Source organism: Microvirga sp. M2 (genome assembly GCF_047497095.1).
In the GTDB taxonomy this organism is placed as follows: Bacteria; Pseudomonadota; Alphaproteobacteria; order Rhizobiales; family Beijerinckiaceae; genus Microvirga.
In genome coordinates, this window is sequence record NZ_CP134063.1 from 975,688 (window position 1) to 991,952 (window position 16,265).

17 protein-coding genes and 2 pseudogenes are annotated in these 16,265 nt (G+C 65.6%); 7 read left to right on the forward strand and 12 right to left on the reverse strand.

Features of this window, described 5'->3' with window-relative positions; all coding sequences use genetic code 11:
• Positions 1 to 225 precede the first annotated feature (225 nt).
• Entirely contained in the window at positions 226 to 630 is a 405-nt protein-coding gene (locus RE429_RS04535; RefSeq protein WP_414473174.1) for a hypothetical protein, read from the reverse strand.
• Positions 631 to 834: 204 nt separating this feature from the next.
• Positions 835 to 1,926, reverse strand: a complete 1,092-nt coding sequence (hrcA, locus tag RE429_RS04540) for a heat-inducible transcriptional repressor HrcA (RefSeq protein ID WP_414473175.1) — start codon at positions 1,924 to 1,926, stop codon at positions 835 to 837.
• Between the two features lie 152 nt (positions 1,927 to 2,078).
• Here hrcA and rph point away from each other — a divergent pair, with 152 nt between their 5' ends.
• Genes rph through RE429_RS04555 form a run of 3 tightly spaced genes read left to right on the forward strand, consistent with a single transcriptional unit; the run spans position 2,079 to position 3,873 of the window.
• The gene (gene rph, locus RE429_RS04545) at positions 2,079 to 2,792 is read left to right on the forward strand and encodes a ribonuclease PH (protein WP_414473176.1); all 714 of its coding nucleotides are present in this window, start codon (positions 2,079 to 2,081) and stop codon (positions 2,790 to 2,792) included.
• Entirely contained in the window at positions 2,789 to 3,433 is a 645-nt protein-coding gene (rdgB, locus tag RE429_RS04550) for an RdgB/HAM1 family non-canonical purine NTP pyrophosphatase (RefSeq protein ID WP_414473177.1), read from the forward strand. Before rph ends, rdgB begins: the two co-directional genes overlap by 4 nt.
• Positions 3,412 to 3,873, forward strand: a complete 462-nt coding sequence (locus RE429_RS04555; protein WP_414473178.1) for a hypothetical protein — start codon at positions 3,412 to 3,414, stop codon at positions 3,871 to 3,873. The genes rdgB and RE429_RS04555 overlap by 22 nt, the downstream gene beginning before the upstream one ends.
• Before the next feature lie 66 nt (positions 3,874 to 3,939).
• Here the strand turns inward: RE429_RS04555 and RE429_RS04560 are convergent, their stop codons facing one another.
• Both RE429_RS04560 and RE429_RS04565 read right to left on the reverse strand, forming a co-directional pair.
• Complete coding sequence (locus RE429_RS04560) at positions 3,940 to 4,416, reverse strand: DUF2852 domain-containing protein (protein ID WP_414473179.1); 477 nt, start codon at positions 4,414 to 4,416, stop codon at positions 3,940 to 3,942.
• A gap of 135 nt (positions 4,417 to 4,551) precedes the next feature.
• The gene (locus RE429_RS04565; protein WP_414473180.1) at positions 4,552 to 5,217 is read right to left on the reverse strand and encodes a TetR/AcrR family transcriptional regulator; all 666 of its coding nucleotides are present in this window, start codon (positions 5,215 to 5,217) and stop codon (positions 4,552 to 4,554) included.
• Between the two features lie 310 nt (positions 5,218 to 5,527).
• On the opposite strand from RE429_RS04565, the gene hemW reads away from it, so the two are divergent.
• Positions 5,528 to 6,688 (forward strand): radical SAM family heme chaperone HemW, encoded by a 1,161-nt coding sequence (gene hemW, locus RE429_RS04570; protein ID WP_414473181.1) that lies wholly within the window; start codon positions 5,528 to 5,530, stop codon positions 6,686 to 6,688.
• 62 nt (positions 6,689 to 6,750) lie between these two features.
• On the opposite strand, the pseudogene gshB reads toward hemW, so the two are convergent.
• Positions 6,751 to 7,699 (reverse strand): annotated as a pseudogene (gshB, locus tag RE429_RS04575) (glutathione synthase).
• Positions 7,700 to 8,097: 398 nt separating this feature from the next.
• On the opposite strand from gshB, the gene RE429_RS04580 reads away from it, so the two are divergent.
• Positions 8,098 to 8,820: a lipid kinase gene (locus RE429_RS04580; RefSeq protein WP_414473182.1), complete on the forward strand. Its 723-nt coding sequence runs from the start codon at positions 8,098 to 8,100 to the stop codon at positions 8,818 to 8,820.
• A 108-nt stretch (positions 8,821 to 8,928) separates the two neighbouring features.
• Here the strand turns inward: RE429_RS04580 and RE429_RS04585 are convergent, their stop codons facing one another.
• Positions 8,929 to 9,147, reverse strand: coding sequence for a DUF1127 domain-containing protein (locus tag RE429_RS04585; RefSeq protein WP_414473183.1), 219 nt, complete (start codon positions 9,145 to 9,147; stop codon positions 8,929 to 8,931).
• Between the two features lie 103 nt (positions 9,148 to 9,250).
• Between RE429_RS04585 and RE429_RS04590 the strand changes: the two genes are divergently transcribed.
• A complete protein-coding gene (locus RE429_RS04590) occupies positions 9,251 to 10,099 on the forward strand; it encodes a LysR family transcriptional regulator (protein WP_414473184.1) in 849 nt (282 codons plus the stop codon).
• A 95-nt stretch (positions 10,100 to 10,194) separates the two neighbouring features.
• On the opposite strand, the gene RE429_RS04595 is transcribed toward RE429_RS04590, so the two are convergent.
• Positions 10,195 to 10,572 (reverse strand): YraN family protein, encoded by a 378-nt coding sequence (locus RE429_RS04595; RefSeq protein WP_414474121.1) that lies wholly within the window; start codon positions 10,570 to 10,572, stop codon positions 10,195 to 10,197.
• A gap of 114 nt (positions 10,573 to 10,686) precedes the next feature.
• A pseudogene (rsmI, locus tag RE429_RS04600) lies at positions 10,687 to 11,596 on the reverse strand (16S rRNA (cytidine(1402)-2'-O)-methyltransferase); the annotation flags it as partial.
• A 137-nt stretch (positions 11,597 to 11,733) separates the two neighbouring features.
• Between rsmI and RE429_RS04605 the strand changes: the two are divergent.
• A complete protein-coding gene (locus tag RE429_RS04605; RefSeq protein ID WP_414473185.1) occupies positions 11,734 to 13,050 on the forward strand; it encodes a penicillin-binding protein activator in 1,317 nt (438 codons plus the stop codon).
• Between the two features lie 22 nt (positions 13,051 to 13,072).
• On the opposite strand, the gene RE429_RS04610 is transcribed toward RE429_RS04605, so the two are convergent.
• The 4 genes from RE429_RS04610 to RE429_RS04625 form a co-directional block, all read right to left on the reverse strand.
• Positions 13,073 to 13,582 (reverse strand): OsmC family protein, encoded by a 510-nt coding sequence (locus tag RE429_RS04610; RefSeq protein WP_414473186.1) that lies wholly within the window; start codon positions 13,580 to 13,582, stop codon positions 13,073 to 13,075.
• A 15-nt stretch (positions 13,583 to 13,597) separates the two neighbouring features.
• Complete coding sequence (locus RE429_RS04615) at positions 13,598 to 14,386, reverse strand: ABC transporter ATP-binding protein (RefSeq protein WP_414473187.1); 789 nt, start codon at positions 14,384 to 14,386, stop codon at positions 13,598 to 13,600.
• Positions 14,386 to 15,138 (reverse strand): ABC transporter permease, encoded by a 753-nt coding sequence (locus RE429_RS04620; protein ID WP_414474122.1) that lies wholly within the window; start codon positions 15,136 to 15,138, stop codon positions 14,386 to 14,388. Before RE429_RS04620 ends, RE429_RS04615 begins: the two co-directional genes overlap by 1 nt.
• Before the next feature lie 125 nt (positions 15,139 to 15,263).
• Positions 15,264 to 16,232 carry an aliphatic sulfonate ABC transporter substrate-binding protein gene (locus RE429_RS04625; protein WP_414473188.1) on the reverse strand — a complete coding sequence of 323 codons (969 nt, stop codon included), beginning with the start codon at positions 16,230 to 16,232 and terminating at the stop codon, positions 15,264 to 15,266.
• Positions 16,233 to 16,265: the final 33 nt, after the last annotated feature.

The following is a 16,265-nucleotide window of genomic DNA, read 5'->3' on the forward strand; positions in this document are numbered from 1 at the left end:
AGGCGGGAGCCATGACGGCCGATGCCGCATTGCCACGGCGACACGATGGCGAGGTTCTGGCCGAGGGCGGAGATGGGGCGAGAGGGGCGACCCCTTGGATCCGGGCGATGAGTCCGTTTCCGGACGTTTCCCGCGGGATCTTTGCCCTGAACCGGACCAAGGCACGGCAAGGCTCACGGGCGCTTGTCGTGCCTTGGAGGAAGGCCTGTTATCGGGGAAGGCCTGTTAGCGGGCGCACTCGACGGGAACGCGCTCATTCGTGCCCTGGACGAGGACCGTGCGGCACGGCACGCCGTTGATCACGCGGATCTCATGCGGCGCGGCATTCGGAAAGGCGGAAACCGGAGTTCCGGAGACCGCAGCGCCGGCCGGAGGGGCGACGAGAATGCTGCCGGTCGCCATCGGGTCGAGGCCGACCATGCCGGTCGGGGCGGCGCACAGTACCGGAACCCGCTGGCCGCTCTCGCGGTCCAGAACGGTGCGGCACGGCACGCCATTGATCGTCCGGATTTCATGGGGCGCAGCGTTCGGGAAAGGAGAGTTGGGCGTTCCGCTGACCTGAGCCTGCGCAAGGCCGATGGTACCGAGCACCATGAGACCGGTGCTGGCGATAATCGAAAGCGTCTTCACAGAAACCTCCAGAGTAGATGAGAGAGTCGGCCGCTTTCACGGCACGGAGGTTTAACGCTCGGCGAGGAGAAGGTTCCCTTCATGGGACAGTGTGCTGCGGGCCGATCGGAGTGCCGAAGGCCGATTTCGCCCACGCATCCGTTCCACCCGATCGAGCGGGATGTCTGTCTCGATGGCGCTTCGAGACGGCGGCAAGCTCGGCTTTCAGCGGCCCTGTTCAAGAATTCGTGAGATGACCTTGGCGGTGTAGTCGACCATCGGGACGATCCGGGCGTAATTGAGCCGCGTCGGGCCGATCACGCCGAGAACGCCGACGATCTTCTGGCTCGCGTCCCTGAAGGGCGCCGCGATCATCGAGGAGCCGGAGAGCGAGAAGAGCTTGTTCTCGGAGCCGATGAAGATGCGGACCCCTTCGCCGCCTTCCGCGCGGCTGAGCAGATCGATGACGTCGGTTTGCGTTTCGAGATCGGAAAAGAGCAGGCGGATGCGCTCCAGATCCTCGACGGCCTTCAGGTCGTCGAGCAGGTTCGCCTGGCCGCGCACGATGAGCTGGCGCGATTCCGCCGGACCGACCGTGGTGGCGAGCCCGGCCTCCACGAGCCTGGCGGTCAAACCGTCCAGCTCCCGCTCCATGTCCGCGCGCCGCGCCTCGACCTCGGTCCTGATGTCGCCCAGGGTCTTGCCCTGGATCCGGGCGTTGAGAAAATTGCCCGCTTCGACCAGCGCACCCGCCGGCAGACCGGCCGGCAGGTCGAGGAGGCGATTCTCGACGGAGCCGTCCTCCGAGACCAGCACCACGAGCGCCCGGGTGGGATCGAGCCGGACGAATTCGATATGCTTCAGGCGCGCATTGGATTTCGACGTGACCACGACGCCCGCGCCACGCGAGACCCCCGACAGGAGAGCCGAGGCCTCGGCCAGGGCGGTTTCCAAGGTGTGTCCGCTTGCCGCCGCCCGCATCTGCGCCTCGATGCGGGCCCGCTCGTCGGCCGTCACGTCGCCGATCTCCAGCATGGCGTCCACGAAGAAGCGGAGGCCGATTTCCGTCGGGAGGCGACCGGCGCTGGTGTGGGGTGCGAAGATCAGGCCCGCCGCCTCCAGATCCGCCATGACGTTGCGGATCGAGGCCGGAGAGAGCGTCATCGGGAGGAGGCGCGAAAGATGGCGCGAGCCGACCGGCTCGCCGGTCACAAGATAGCTCTCGACGATCTGGCGGAAGATCTCGCGGGAACGGTCGTTCAGCTCCGCGATGGCGCGGGCATCCGAGAGATTCGAGAAGGAACCGGTTGCGTGCATGTAAAGGGTTCTACCCGTTCACAATTCCACCGTGCAAGTGAACATTATGTGCGGATGGGCGATGCTTTAGGCAAGGCTCGCGCTTGCTTAATGGCCGCCATGGCCTCAAACAGGCACTCAGACAAGACTTAAGGCTTATGGAGATCACGAACATGCGTCCGTCCAAACGCGCCCCCGACGAACTGCGTCCCGTCACTTTGGAGCGTAGCGTCGCGCGCTATGCGGAGGGTTCCTGTCTCGTGTCCTTCGGCAATACCAAGGTGCTTTGCACCGCCTCGCTGGAGGAAAAGGGTCCCCCGTGGCTGCGGGGCACCGGCAGAGGCTGGGTGACGGCGGAGTATTCCATGCTGCCGCGCGCCACGCATGAACGCACCAAGCGCGAGGTCAATTCGGGCAAGCCTTCCGGCCGGACGCAGGAAATCCAGCGCCTCATCGGCCGCTCGCTCCGCGCCGTGGTGAACCTGCCGGCCATCGGCGAGCGTCAGATCGTGCTCGATTGCGATGTGATCCAGGCCGATGGCGGGACCCGCACGGCGTCCATCACCGGAGCCTGGGTCGCCCTGCACGAATGCTTCACCTGGATGCAGAGCCGTTCGATCATCTCCATCAACCCGCTGCGCGAGCCCGTCGCGGCCATATCCTGCGGGATCTATCAGGGCCAGCCGGTCCTCGATCTGGACTACGCGGAGGATTCCGCTGCCGAAACCGATGCGAATTTCGTCATCACGGGCTCGGGCGGCATCGTCGAAGTGCAGGGCACGGCGGAAGGAAAGCCCTTCTCGGAAGAGGAGTTCCTGAACCTGCTGCGCCTTGCCAAGGCAGGCGTGGCGCAGCTCGTCGACCTTCAGAAGAAGGCGGTGGCATGATGCAGCATCGTCCTCTCGACGGTAAGGTCGTCATCGCGACCCACAATGCGGGCAAGCTGCGCGAGATGCAGGAACTCCTGGCTCCCTTCGGCATCGAGGCCGTATCGGCGGGCGAGCTCGGTCTTCCCGTTCCCGACGAGACGGGTCACATGTTCGCCGAGAACGCGGCCATCAAGGCGCATGCCGCGGCCAAAGCCACGGGTCTGCCGGCCTTTTCGGACGATTCCGGCCTGTGCGTCCATGCGCTCGACGGCGCGCCCGGATTGTTCACGGCGGACTGGGCCGGCCCGAACCGGGATTTTTCCGCCGCCATGGCGCGGGTGCATCGTGAATTGGAAAAGCGCGAGGCCGCCGACACGCGCGCTCACTTCGTCTCCGCCCTCGTCGTTGCCTGGCCCGACGGCCACGAGGAGCTGTTCGAGGGCCGCGTGTTCGGAAACGTCGTGTGGCCGCCGCGGGGCGAGAAGGGGTTCGGCTACGATCCGATGTTCCAGCCGGACGGGTTCGACCAGACCTTCGGCGAGCTGTCGTCGGACGAGAAACACGGCATCGACTGGTCGAAGCCGGAGCCGGAAGGGCTCTCGCACCGGGCGCGGGCCTTTCTGAAGCTCGCGGCGGGGTGTTTGAAGGCTTCTGCCTGAATGTGTCGATGATAGAAGCCGTCAAAGGATTTTTGAGCCTGCTCGACCAGGACGGCCCTGTCGGCGATGAGGCGCTCGCCAAGGCTCTCGATGCTTTGGCTCTCGCCTGTCACGATACCACCCTCGGGACACCTTCGGAAAGTGGCGCTGAGCCTCCGCTCGAAGACTATAGACACATCCGTCGCCGGGTTGAGGAATTGTTCCCCGACCTGGGCCTCTACGGAACCGCCGATCCTTTGGGCGTGTCGCATGCACAGGCTCTGGTTGGCGACGCGATCGACGATATCAGCGACATCGCTCGCGATCTCAGAGAAATCTTCTGGCGCTGGCGCAACCTTGGGCCGGATGATGCTTGCTGGCATTTCCGCCTTGGATACCAGGCCCACTGGGGGCGCCATTTGCATGAGCTGCGCCTCTATCTTCATGCAAAGCAATTCTGACCCCAAAACGAAGAAGCGCCCCGTAGGGCGCTTCACTTATTCACAGACTTAAACGTTTTCAGAGGCTTAAACGTTCGTCGGGCCGTTGCCGCGGCGCTTGGCCATGAAGGCGTCGAATTCGTCGCGGTCCTTGGCACGCTTCAGCTCTTCCACGAAGTCGCGGAAAGCGCGGGCTTCCTCGTCGAGCTTGCGGCGCTCTTCCTCGAGGCGCTCCAGCTCGCTGCGGCGGTAATCGTCGAAGGCCGCATTGCCCGAGCTCGCATAGCCGAAGCCGCCGGCGGGCCCGCGCGCGCCGAAGAAGTCGTCCTTGGCCCGGCCGAGGGTGTCACGGAAGAAGGCTCTCGCCTCGTCGTATTTCGGGTATCCACACATTTTCCACACCAGATATGCCAGCGCGAGCGGCCAGAACCAAATGAAGCCCAGAACGATTCCGGCGATCTCCAGACCGCGTCGGGGGGAGCGCCCGCAGCGACGGTGAGCACCGGCATTCCAAGGTCCCGCATGCGGGCCCTGATTCCAGGCGGTTGAAGCAGTGTCAGACATCGTAGGGTCTCGCTATGTTAATGCTAACAACATTAACATGCGGATCGATTTCGGCGCTTTCAAGGGAGTTTCTCGCGATTTTTTGGACGAGGCGCGGAGCGAGGGGGCGCGAGGCCCTGGTCGCGGGAGCGGGTCTCAGCGGGATGTCGTCCCCCGCTGGTCCTTCAAGGCGCCGTGGACGAGGGCCAGGACGCCCGCCCGGAGAAGCTCGTACTTGTCCGGCAGGTTGGGCCCCTTCGGGAGCTGGCCGGCGGCATCGAGCGTGGCGATGCCGTGGGAGAGGGCCCAGACTTCGAGGGCGATGAAGCGGACATCCACGCTCTGGAACCCTTCCGGGTACGTTTTCGTGAGCGCTTCGACCAGGTAGTCGAAGGCGCCGTTGGTCCGCTTGGGGCCTTCCGGGGCGCTTGCGCCCCACGGGCCGCAGCCTTCGCCCTCAAGAGGCTTGGCCGAGAACATGGCGGCATAAAAGCCCGGCTCCTGCTCGGCGAAGGCCAGATAGGCCTCCCCCATGCGGGTGAAGCGCTCCCGAGGCGTGCCTTCGCTTTGCAGGGCTTTCCCAAGCCGCTTGGCGAGCTCGTCGAAGCCCCGGAAGGCCACCTCCGCCACGAGGGCCTCGCGCCCGCGAAAGTGACGATAGAGAGCCGCCGGAGTGACGCCGACGAGCTTGGCGGCATCCGCCAGGGTGAAGCCGCCGAGGCCGCGCTCCGCGATGAAGCGCTGCGCCGCTTCGATCAGCGCCTCCTTCAGATTGCCGTGGTGATAACCCTGCCGGTCGAACGGGCCGCGCCAGTGCCGCATGATGGGTCCTTTTGAACTCAACCTCTGTCGATCTTAAGCGCCCGCCTTCGGGGAGGCTAGAGCATCGGACCCAAAAGTGGATTCCACTTTTGGGATCGATCCGATGCTCCACTCCTTAAATGGCGCATCGTTCGGAGCGGCCCGCCGGGTCCGCACGATGCGCTAGGGCAGAGGTCGTATGAAGGATGAACAAACGCCGGCGCAAGAGGTTCAGAAATGCCCGCGCATCCCGCCTGTTCGCCCGATAGGCTGCCAACAACGCGACAACGCCACCCGTGACGGACAGCGCAAGAGCTGCCATATACGCCCCATGATCGATCATCCGACGCGCGATGTGGGTTTCGGCGTTTACGTCCATTGGCCCTTTTGCGCCTCCAAATGCCCTTATTGCGATTTCAACAGCCATGTCCGCCACCAGCCGGTGGATCAGGACCGCTTTCTGGCGGCCTTCAGGCGTGAGATCGCCCATACGGCGGCGCGCATTCCCGGGCGCACGGTCACCAGCATCTTCTTCGGCGGCGGCACACCCTCGCTCATGAAGCCGGACACGGTGGGGGCGATCCTCGACGCCATCGGCGGCGCATGGGCGATCGATTCCAAGGCCGAGGTGACCCTCGAGGCGAACCCCACCAGCGTCGAGGCGGAGCGGTTCCGTGGCTATCGCCAGGCCGGCATCAATCGCGTCTCCTTGGGCGTGCAGGCTCTCAACGATCCGGATCTGCGGCGCCTGGGCAGGATGCATTCCGTCGACGAAGCCCTGGCGGCCGTGAAGATCGCGGCGTCCATCTTCGAGCGCTATTCCTTCGATCTGATCTATGCCCGCCCCGGACATACGCCCGACACCTGGGCGGCCGAACTCGAACAGGCCATCGGCTATGCCGTGGAGCATCTCTCGCTCTACCAGCTCACCATCGAGCCCGGGACCTGGTTCCAGCGTCTCTACGATGCGGGCAAGATCACGGTCCCGGACGAGGAAACGGGCCGCGCGCTTTACGACATCACCCAGGAAACCTGCGAGAAGCATGGTCTTCCAGCCTATGAGATCTCGAATCACGCCAGGACCGGCGCGGAATCGCGGCACAATCTGCTCTACTGGCGCTATGGCGAATATGCGGGCATCGGTCCCGGCGCCCATGGCCGGCTCGTCACTGGCAATGCGCGACTCGCCACCTCCACCGAAAAGCACCCCGAGACATGGCTCGCGCAAGTGGAGCGCGACGGACACGGCGTGATCGAGGAGGAGATCTTGACCTCCGAGGCGGAAGGCGATGAGTTCCTCCTCATGGGCCTGCGCCTGAAGGAGGGCATCGATCCGCGCCGTTACGAGGCTTTTACGGGAAGGGCGCTCAACCGACGCGGCCTGCGGATTCTGCAGGAGGAAGGCCTGATCCGCGTCGATGGTTCACGCCTTGCCGTGACCGAGAAGGGCTTTCCCGTGCTCAATGCGGTGATCGCGGAGCTGGCCGCCTGAACAGGCATTCCGAAGAGGAGTTCAGTTTTCGAGGCAGAGTGCGCTTTGCCCGGAGCGTCTCCTCAACCCCGCTTCACCTTGTTCTCGATGACATCCCATACGGTGACCGCGAGGTCCGGGCCGCCGAGGCGCTTGATGGCGCGGATGCCCGTCGGGGCCGTCACGTTGATCTCGGTCAGGTTCCCGTCGATCACGTCGATGCCGACGAGGATGAGGCCCATGCGCTTCAGGTCGGGCCCGATCGTCTCGCAGATTTCGCGCTCGCGGGGCGTGAGATCCGTGGGCTTCGCGGCGCCGCCGCGCACCATGTTCGAGCGGATGTCGTTGGCCGCCGGAACACGGTTGATCGCGCCTGCGGCCTCGCCGTCGATGAGGATGATGCGCTTGTCGCCCTCCGTGATCTTCGGGAGGGAAGCGCTGGGTCACCCAGGGCTCGCGGAACAGGTTGGAGAAGAGGTCGTAGAGCGAGCCGAAATTCGGGTCTTCGCGCCCGACCTTGAACACGCTCGCGCCGCCATGGCCATAGAGCGGCTTCATCACCACGTCGCCGTGCTCGCGGCGAAATTCCTCGATCTCCGCCTTGTCGCGGGAGATCAGCGTCGGCGGCATGAGGTGCGGAAACTGGGTGACGAAGATCTTTTCCGGCGCATTGCGCACATGGGACGGGTCGTTGACCACCAGGGTCTTCGGATGGATGCGCTCCAGAAAGTGCGTGGCGGTGATGTAGGCGAGGTCGAACGGTGGGTCCTGGCGCATCAGAACCACGTCCACTTCCGAGAGGTCGACGCGTTCCTGCGCGCCGAGCGTGTAGTGGTTTCCTTCCTCGTCGCGCACCGTGATCGGATCCACCATCGCGACCACTCTGCCGTCGCGGAGCGACAGGCGGTCGGGGGTGTAGTGCAGGATCCGGTGGCCTCGCCGTTGCGCCTCGAGCAGCAGCCCGAAGCCCGTGTCGCCCGCGATCTTGATGCTGTTGATGTGATCCATCTGGATCGCCACGGTGAGGGTCATCGGTCAGGCCTCCTGGAGCATTTCGCCGGCGACGGTTCCCGATCGGAAATGCGGCGCTGCAAGGAACGGAGCCGATTTCGTGGCTTGTGAAATCGGCTCCGGCAAAGCGGGTTTATTGGACTGTTTTTCGAGGAAGGCAACTCTCGTGAGCCCCGGAATGAACGAAAATGGTGGAGGGGTGTTGTCGAACAGCCTCGCTTAGCGCGTTGCCGGACCCTTGCCGATAAGCCCCAGCTTCCACATCTGATAGGCCATGTCACGCCGCGCTCTCCTCATCATCAACGCCAAAAGCCGCAGCGGAGAAACCCAGGCTCAGGCAGCCATCGCGGCTCTTCGATCCCACGGAATCGAGCCCGTTCGCGTGGAATGCAGCCGGCGGGAGGATCTGTCACCTCTCATTGAAGCATCGGGACGGCGTGGAATGCGCCGTCGTCGGCGGAGGCGACGGAACCTTGAATGCGGCAGCCCTCGGCGTGATCGAGGCCGGGTTGCCGCTCGGCATCCTGCCGCTCGGCACGGCCAACGATTTGGCGCGGACGCTCGATATCCCATTCGACCTCGATGGCGCGGCACAGGTCATCGCCGGCGGGCGCACCCGCCGGATCGACCTCGGCCTCGTGAACGGAGAGCCCTTCTTCAATGTGGCGAGCCTCGGGCTCTCGGCGGAGCTGGCGCAGAAGCTGACGCGGGACATCAAGCGCCGGTTCGGACGGCTCGGCTACGCGCTCGTCGCCATGAAGGTTCTGGCTCAGGCCAAGCCCTTCCGGGCGACGATCACGAGCGAAGCCGAGTCCGTCCGGGTGCGAACGCTGCAGATCGCGGTCGGAAACGGGCGTTTCTACGGCGGTGGGAATGCCGTGGAGAAGGATGCCGCCATCGACGATCAGCATCTCGATCTCTACAGCCTCGAATTCGAGCGGGCGTGGAAGCTCGCCCTCATGGCGCGTTCCTTTCGTTACGGCGAGCATGGCGCCTGGAGCGAGGTGCGGGCGATCCGGGCCAGGGAATTCGACATCCGCACGAGGAGGCCGAGGCCCATCAACGCGGATGGCGAGATCGTGACCCGGACGCCCGCCCATTTCTCCATCAGGCCCGGTGCGGTCACCGTGTTCGCGCCGTAGAGCATCGATCCCAAAAGTGGAATCCACTTTTGGGATCGATCCGATGCTCGCTTCATAGATGAGCGCACCGTGCGAAGGAGTGGTGGATCCGGCTTTTCGCACGATGCGCTAGCAATCGCGCCCATGGCGGACGGCACCCTCGATGGCGCCGTGGCTCGGGCCGAGGCCGATATCCTGGAGGATCGCGTCGTCCAGGGCGCTCACCTCCCGCAGGGCACGCCGGAGGCGGATCTCACGCATGACGGCCGAGAAGAAGCCCCTGAGGCCGGAGGCGCGGGTGCGCGGAGTCTCGTAGGCTTCGGTGCAGGTGTTCGAAACGTTCGACATGGCGCTCTCCTTGAGTTGATGAGGAGAGTATGAGACCGTCCCTTGCATAATGGAAACGAATGTTCATTATGTTAAAAATAATGATCCGTTATGGAGCCGATCCATGCCTCACAACCTGGACGTCAGTCTTCTCAGAGCTTTCGTGGCGGTGGTGGATACAGGCGGCATGACGGCCGCCTCGGGCGTTCTCAACCTGACCCAGGCGGCGGTGAGCCAGCAGATCAAGCGGCTCGAGGAGATCCTGGGCGAGGAGCTGATCACCCGCGACCGGCGGGGGATGACCCTGACGCGGGCGGGCGAGCGGCTGTTCGGACGCGCCAAGCGCCTGCTTGCCATGAACGACGAGATCTGGACCGAGATGACGACACCCGAATTCGAGGGCGAGATCCGCCTCGGCATTCCGAGCGACATCATCACGACCTATCTGCCCACCTTCCTGAAGGATTTCGCGCGCAACTACCCCCGGGTGCGGATCACGCTTCACAGCGGTTCGAGCGCCGACCTTCGCGCGAGGCTCGGCGCCGGAAAGATCGACGTGGTGATGGCGACCGAACTTGCATGCGATACGGATGGCGAGAACCTCGTGATGGATCGTCTCGTCTGGGTCGGCGCGCGGGGAGGGGAGGCTGCGTGGCAGCGTCCGCTTCCCGTTTCCATCGGATGCTCGGATTGCGCCTTTCGCGCGCCGATCCGCGAGGTCCTGCAGAAGGCAGCGGTCGAGTGGCGCTCGGTATCCGAGGTCACGAACACGTCCGCGCAGGTGGCGACCGTCGCCGCCGACATTGCCGTGATGGCCTGGATGGCATCGACGGTGCCGGCCAATATGGAGGTGCTCGGCCCGGAAACGGGTCTGCCGCTGCTTCCGCCCTTCATGGTCAATCTCTACCTGCCGAAAGGCGGCGGCAATCACATCATTCAGGAAATGGCGCGCATGATCCGCGACGCCGTGTGAGATCCGCGAAAGATCGCGGCTTAGAGCATCGAACGCGGGAAGTGGGTTCCACTTTTCACACCCGATGCTCCAGGCAAAACGGCGAGAGGTCCGTCTCAGGACATCTCCAGCTCGAAGGCCGATACCCTGTGCTGCGGCCATCGGTCCGGCGCGATGAACACCGCGTCGGCGCGCCATGTCTTTCCTTGCGCATGGGGATGGCGCGCAAGCCATGCCAGCGCCGCGCGGGAGAAGCGTCGGCGCTTGGTGGCCGTGATGGCGGAAAGCGCATCGTCCATCGAACCACGCGCCTTCACCTCGACGAAGGCGATCGTGTCGCCGCGCATCATGATGAGATCGATCTCGCCGCCTGCGGCGGCATAGCGGCGTGCAAGCGGGCGATAGCCCTTGGCGAGGAGGAACAGCAGCGCGATCCACTCGGCGCGATGTCCGCGCAGGAACGTGATGCGCCGCCGCTCGAGCGCTGATTCCATGCCGGATGGATCAGCTCTCTTCCTGGTCGCGCCGCCTTTTCTGGCGGCGAATCGCAGCCACTTCGCCGGAAAATACTTTGGCGCCGTCTTCATGCACCCCGTTTCGCGAGTTCGCGCGCGAGCGTAAACCTCCCGCTTCGGCAGGCCGAGATCCGACGCGACGAGTGCTGCCGCATCTTTGATCGAATGGCTCTTGAGCGCCGCTTCGAGCTTGCCGTCGAGCGCTGCATCGGCCTCGACCGCCTGCATCTCCTTCGTCGCCTCGCCGATCAGCACCACGATCTCGCCTTTCGGCGGGCCTTCCTCGGCGAATTGCGCCGCGAGTTCCGGCAGGGTGCCGCGTCGGATCGTTTCGAACATCTTGGTGAGCTCGCGTGCGACCACGGCCTGCCGCTCGCCGAGAACCGCTGCGGCATCGGCCAGCATCTCGGGCAGGCGGTGCGGACCCTCGAAGAGCATGAGCGTTCCGGGAATCGGAGCGAGCTCGGCGAGGCGGGTGCGTCGGGCCGCGCTCTTGGGCGGCAGGAATCCTTCGAAGAAGAAGCGGTCGGTCGGCAGCCCCGAGGCGACGAGAGCGGTGAGCACGGCCGAGGGACCGGGAATGGGCGTCACGCAGGCCCTCCTCGATGGCTGCCTGCACCAGCTTGTAGCCGGGATCCGAGACGAGCGGCGTGCCCGCATCGGATACGAGCGCCAGGGCCTGTCCCTCGCGAATGCGGTGAACCATGCGGTCGCGCACCGCGTCGTTGGAATGCTCGTGATAGGCCACCAGCGGCGTGGTGATGCCGTAATGGGCGAGCAGCGTCTTCGTCACGCGCGTGTCCTCGGCCAGGATCGCATCCGCCGCGGCCAGCACGCTCAGGGCGCGGAAGGACACGTCCTGCAGGTTGCCGATGGGGGTTGCGACCACGTAGAGGCCGGGCGTCAGGGGCTTGGCCTCGGCGGCGAGGCCGAAGGCGGTGAAGGTCGCGGTCCGTTCGCCCGGCTCGCGCCGTCGGGTCCGGTTGTCGATTCTCTGTGTCATTGCGGTCCACTCTCGCACAAACGCCCCGCCGGGCGGAAGCGGTCTCGTTCGCGCCGATGCCGTCTTTGGAAACAATGTTTACCATTTAAGGCCAAGATCGACGCATGTCCGATGACTGTTTCCATAAGGGGGCGGAGATGGCGTCGTTTTTCAAAAGTCGGAAGACAGGCCTGGTCGAACGAGCGACCCTGACCGTGCTGCTGACGGGCACATTGGCTCTTTCGGGCTGCGTCGGAACCTCGCGTCAGGCACAAAAGCCGGCCAGGCCGACACAGAAAGCCGCCTCGTCCCAGCCTCTCTACGATGCCGGTCTCCCGCCGGAGGGCACTTCCGCCCGCCCGATGGAGGCCGCTCCCGGACAGGATTTTTCCGCCGGGACCGCTTCCATCCGAGCCGGCGGTTCGACCATCGGCAACGGTCCCGTGAAGGTTGCGCTGCTCCTGCCGCTGTCCGGCTCCCCGCAGGGTGCAGCGGTGGCTCAGAACATGCGTAACGCCGCCGAGCTTGCCATTGGCGAATTCCAGGGCTCGGACCTCACCCTTCTCGTGAAGGACGACGGCGGCACGCCGGAGGGCGCCCGGGAGGCCGCCCAGCAGGCTCTCGCGGAAGGGGCCGAGCTCATCCTGGGGCCGCTTTTCGCCGGTTCCGTTCAGGCTGCGGGCCAAGTCGCGCGCCAGGCCGGCAAACCGCTCATCGGCTTTTCCTCCGACAGGGGGGCCGCGACGCGGGGCGTCTATCTCATGAGCTTCATGGTGCAATCGGAGGTCGACCGCATCATCGCCTATGCGGCCTCGCAGAACCGCCGATCCGTCGCGGCTCTGATTCCGAATACGGCCTATGGTTCTGTCGCGGAAGCACAGCTGCGGGCGGCGGCGGCCGAAAACGGCGTGCGGATCGTCAGCATCGAGCGCTACCCCGCCGGACAGCCGCACGATGCCGTGCAGCGGCTGGGGCCCGTGATCGGTGGCGCGTCGCCCCGGGTGGATGCGCTCTTCATTCCCGACAACGGCGATGGATTGCCCGCCGTGGCGCAGGCCCTGCAGGCGGCTCGCTTCGACGGGCAGCGGGTCAAGCCCCTCGGTACCGGCGTGTGGGACGAGGCGCGGGTGTTCGGTCTGCCGGCGCTCCAGGGCGGCTGGTTCGCGGCCCCCGACAAGCGCGGCTTCATGGAGTTCGCCGCGCGCTACCGGGCGCGCTTCAACGGCGATCCGGTTCGCCTCGCATCCCTGTCCTACGACGCGGTGACGCTGGCGGCTGCGCTGGCCCGCATCCAGGGCCCGCAGGCCTTCAATGACAGCGTGCTCACGAACGGGGCGGGCTTTGCCGGTGCCGATGGAGTGTTCCGCTTCAATCCCAACGGCACCAACGACCGCGCCCTGACCGTCCAGGAGGTCCGGGGCGGCGCGGCCGCCGTCATCAGCACCGCGCCGCGCAGCTTGCTGGCGAGCAACTGACCGCAAATCCTAACAGCAAATCCTACTTGCGCGTCAGCGTCGCGCTCAGGTTCGGCTTGTTGTTGAGGGTCTGGAACACCACGCAATAGCGCTCGGTCAGCTTGAGCAGCTGATCGATCTTCTCCTGCGGCGCATCCGTGTCGATCTCGAAGGAGAGGCGAATATCCCTGAAGCCGACCGGCGCGGTCTTGTCGACGCCGAGCGTGCCGCGGAAATCGAGGTCGCCTTCCGCCTTCACGGCGCCGTGGCGAAGATCGATCTCGAGCGCCGTCGCAACCGCCTTCAGGGTCACGCCCGCGCAGGCGACGAGGGCTTCGAGCAGCATGTCGCCGGAGCACAGTTCCGCACCCGAGCCGCCGGTGGCCGGATGGAGACCCGCCACCGCGAGGGCGCGGCCGGTCTCGACCTTGCAGGCGATGTGCTGGTCATCCAGCGTCCCTTGAGCCTTGAGCGTGATGACGGCGGCTTCCGGGTTGCTGCGGTACTGGTCTTTCAAAGGCGCCTGGAGGGCGCGCAGTTCGGTCGAGTCCATGATGCCTGTCCTTGGTTACCACCACAAAGCGGCGGCCTGACGGTCGCGCTCGCGCTGGGGCTGCTGTGAAGGCGTGTTGAGGGAATGATCGAGCGCCGTCAAGACGCGGCGCACGGAGGTTTCAAAGGCCAGGCCCGTTTTGTCGCGCGGGCGGGAGAGGGTGAGCGACAGCTCGTCGAAGATGCGGCCGGGCTTGGGCTGCATCACGACGGCGCGGTCGGCAAGCGTCACGGCCTCCTGCACGTCGTGCGTCACGAGAACGACCGTGGGACGCGTCTCCTCCCACAAGCCCAGCAGATGCTCGTGCAGGCTCGCGCGGGTGAAAGCGTCGAGCGCCGAGAACGGCTCGTCGAGGAGCAGAACCTTCGGGTTCGTCACGAAAGCCCGGGCAATCGCCACGCGCTGCTGCTGCCCGCCCGACAGATCGCGCGGCCAGCGGCCCGCATGTTCGGACAGGCCGATCTTCTCGAGGGCATGCCGGACGCGGGCATTGCGCTCGCCCGCATCGAGGTGATCGAGACCGAACGCGATGTTGTCGGCGACCGACAGCCACGGCAGGAGGCGCGGCTCCTGGAAAACGATGCCGACGGAAGGATGCGGGCCGGCGAGCACCTCGCCGTCGAGCCGGATCGCGCCCGCGCTCGTCCGGTCGAGGCCCGCAACGAGGCGCAACAGGGTGGTCTTGCCGCAGCCGGAGCCGCCGATGAGGGCGATGATCTCGCCAGGGCGAACGGAAAGGTTGATGTCGGACAGCGCGCGCGTGCCGTCCGCATAGGTTTTGGAGAGGTGTTCGAGCTGAAGCATCAGAGTCTCTCCCGCACCGTGTCCTGCCAGCGCACGAGGGGTTTGGTCAGAAGGACGAGCAGGCTGTCGGCGATCTTGCCCAGAAGCGCGAAGGCGATGATGGCGGCGAGGATCTGGTCGGGCTTGCCCATCTGCTGTCCGTCGACGAGCAGATAGCCGAGGCCCTCCGAGGCGCCCATGAATTCGGCCGCGACCACGAACATGAAGCCGAGGCCGAGACCGGAGCGCAGCGCGATGACGGCTTCCGGCAGAACGGCCGGCAGAAGGATGCGCCTGGCGAGCTTGTAGCGAGAAAGACGGAACACGTGGCCGACCTCGACGAGCTTGCGGTCGACGGAGAGGATCGCTCCCGCGATGCCGAGATAGACCGGGAAGAACACGCCGACGGCGATCAGCGCCACCTTCGACGCCTCGAAGATGCCGAGCCAGAGGATGAAGAGCGGGACCCAGGCGATGGACGGAATGGCGCGCAGGGCCTGAAGGGTCGGATCGAGAATGCGGCGGATCGTGTCGCTGGCGCCGGACAGGGCTCCGAAGACGATGCCGGCGGCGGCCCCGAGCACGAAACCGGTGACGATGCGCCAGAGCGTGGCCCAGACATGGGTCCACAATTCGCCCGTCTCCGCGAGAGCCCGGAGCGCCGCGAAAATACGGCTCGGCGGGGGAACGAGGCGTCCCTGGGCGAGGCCGAAATGCACGGCGGCCTCCCAGACGCCGGCGATCGCGACGGGGAGCAAAAGGCCGAGAAGCATGCGCCAGTCGAAGGCGCGGCGCTTCTCGGCAAGGGAAGGGGCCGCGAGAGCGGCAGACCCCTGTTGGGAGGACCAGGCGGAAGTTGCAATTTCGCCTGACACGGCGCTCTCCCGTGATGAAGTCATTAGCGGGCGGCCGTGGCGTATTGACGGTCGATGAGACCGTCGACGGCGGCGCGGACATCCGTATCGGCGGGAATGACGCCGGCCTGCTGGAGGGCGATGCCCGCAGCGACGATCGTGTCGGCCTGCGGCTGGCCGATGGCGGAATGGGTGAGCTCCGTGCGCTCCAGCTGGCGTTCGATCACCGCCTCCGGCAGCTTGGTATAAGTCACGAGGGCCTTCTTCAGCTCTGCCGGATTGGCGAGCGCATATTGGCGGGCCTGCTCATAGGCCTTCAGGACGCGGCCGACGAGAGCCGGATTGTCCTTGGCGAAGCTCTCGGACACGTTCAGCACGCCCCAGGTGTTGGCCCCCGCATTGCGGTAGAAGAGCTGGGCGCCGCTTTCGACCTCTGCGGCGGCCATCAGCGGGTCGAGGCCGGCCCAGGCATCCACGTCGCCGCGCTCGAGGGCCGTGCGGCCGTCCGGATGCTGGAGCAGGACGAGCTTCACGTCCTTCTCGGTGAGCTTGGCGTCCTGGAGGGCGCGAACGAGGAAGATGTGCGGGTCGGTGCCGCGGGTCACGGCGATGCGCTTGCCCTTCAGGTCCTCGACCTTGGTGATGCCCGTGTCCTTGCGGGTGACGAGGGCGGTCCATTCGGGGCGGGAATAGACGTAGATCGACCTGATCGGGTTGCCGTTGATCTTGGCGATCAGGGCTGCCGCGCCTGCCGTGGAGCCGAAATCGATCGAACCGGCATTGAGGAATTCGAGGGCCTTGTTGGACCCGAGCGACTGCACCCAGCGGACGCCGATGCCGTCCTTTTCCAGTTCCTTTTCCAGGAAGCCCTTGTCCTTCAGGACGAGGCTCACCGGATTGTAGGTGGCGAAGTCGATCTTGATCTCCTTCGGCTGGGCGAGGGCGCCGGCCGCGAAGGAGGTCAGGCCCGTGGCGATGGAGGCTGCGAGGAGAAGGCGGCGCGTCAGGCTCATGTTGTCAGTCCCATGTTGTGCGCATGGGAGCTT

Excerpts from the sequence above, each read along its gene's own strand:
- hemW (WP_414473181.1), top strand. The coding sequence starts at position 5,528 with ATGATCGATCATCCGACGCGCGATGTGGGTTTCGGCGTTTACGTCCAT.
- RE429_RS04595 (WP_414474121.1), bottom strand. The coding sequence starts at position 10,572 with ATGGAATCAGCGCTCGAGCGGCGGCGCATCACGTTCCTGCGCGGACAT.
- RE429_RS04590 (WP_414473184.1), top strand. The coding sequence starts at position 9,251 with ATGCCTCACAACCTGGACGTCAGTCTTCTCAGAGCTTTCGTGGCGGTG.
- RE429_RS04620 (WP_414474122.1), bottom strand. The coding sequence starts at position 15,138 with ATGCTTCTCGGCCTTTTGCTCCCCGTCGCGATCGCCGGCGTCTGGGAG.
- RE429_RS04565 (WP_414473180.1), bottom strand. The coding sequence starts at position 5,217 with ATGCGGCACTGGCGCGGCCCGTTCGACCGGCAGGGTTATCACCACGGC.
- hrcA (WP_414473175.1), bottom strand. The coding sequence starts at position 1,926 with ATGCACGCAACCGGTTCCTTCTCGAATCTCTCGGATGCCCGCGCCATC.
- RE429_RS04605 (WP_414473185.1), top strand. The coding sequence starts at position 11,734 with ATGGCGTCGTTTTTCAAAAGTCGGAAGACAGGCCTGGTCGAACGAGCG.
- RE429_RS04615 (WP_414473187.1), bottom strand. The coding sequence starts at position 14,386 with ATGCTTCAGCTCGAACACCTCTCCAAAACCTATGCGGACGGCACGCGC.
- RE429_RS04610 (WP_414473186.1), bottom strand. The coding sequence starts at position 13,582 with ATGGACTCGACCGAACTGCGCGCCCTCCAGGCGCCTTTGAAAGACCAG.
- rdgB (WP_414473177.1), top strand. The coding sequence starts at position 2,789 with ATGATGCAGCATCGTCCTCTCGACGGTAAGGTCGTCATCGCGACCCAC.
- rph (WP_414473176.1), top strand. The coding sequence starts at position 2,079 with ATGCGTCCGTCCAAACGCGCCCCCGACGAACTGCGTCCCGTCACTTTG.
- RE429_RS04625 (WP_414473188.1), bottom strand. The coding sequence starts at position 16,232 with ATGAGCCTGACGCGCCGCCTTCTCCTCGCAGCCTCCATCGCCACGGGC.
- RE429_RS04560 (WP_414473179.1), bottom strand. The coding sequence starts at position 4,416 with ATGTCTGACACTGCTTCAACCGCCTGGAATCAGGGCCCGCATGCGGGA.
- RE429_RS04585 (WP_414473183.1), bottom strand. The coding sequence starts at position 9,147 with ATGTCGAACGTTTCGAACACCTGCACCGAAGCCTACGAGACTCCGCGC.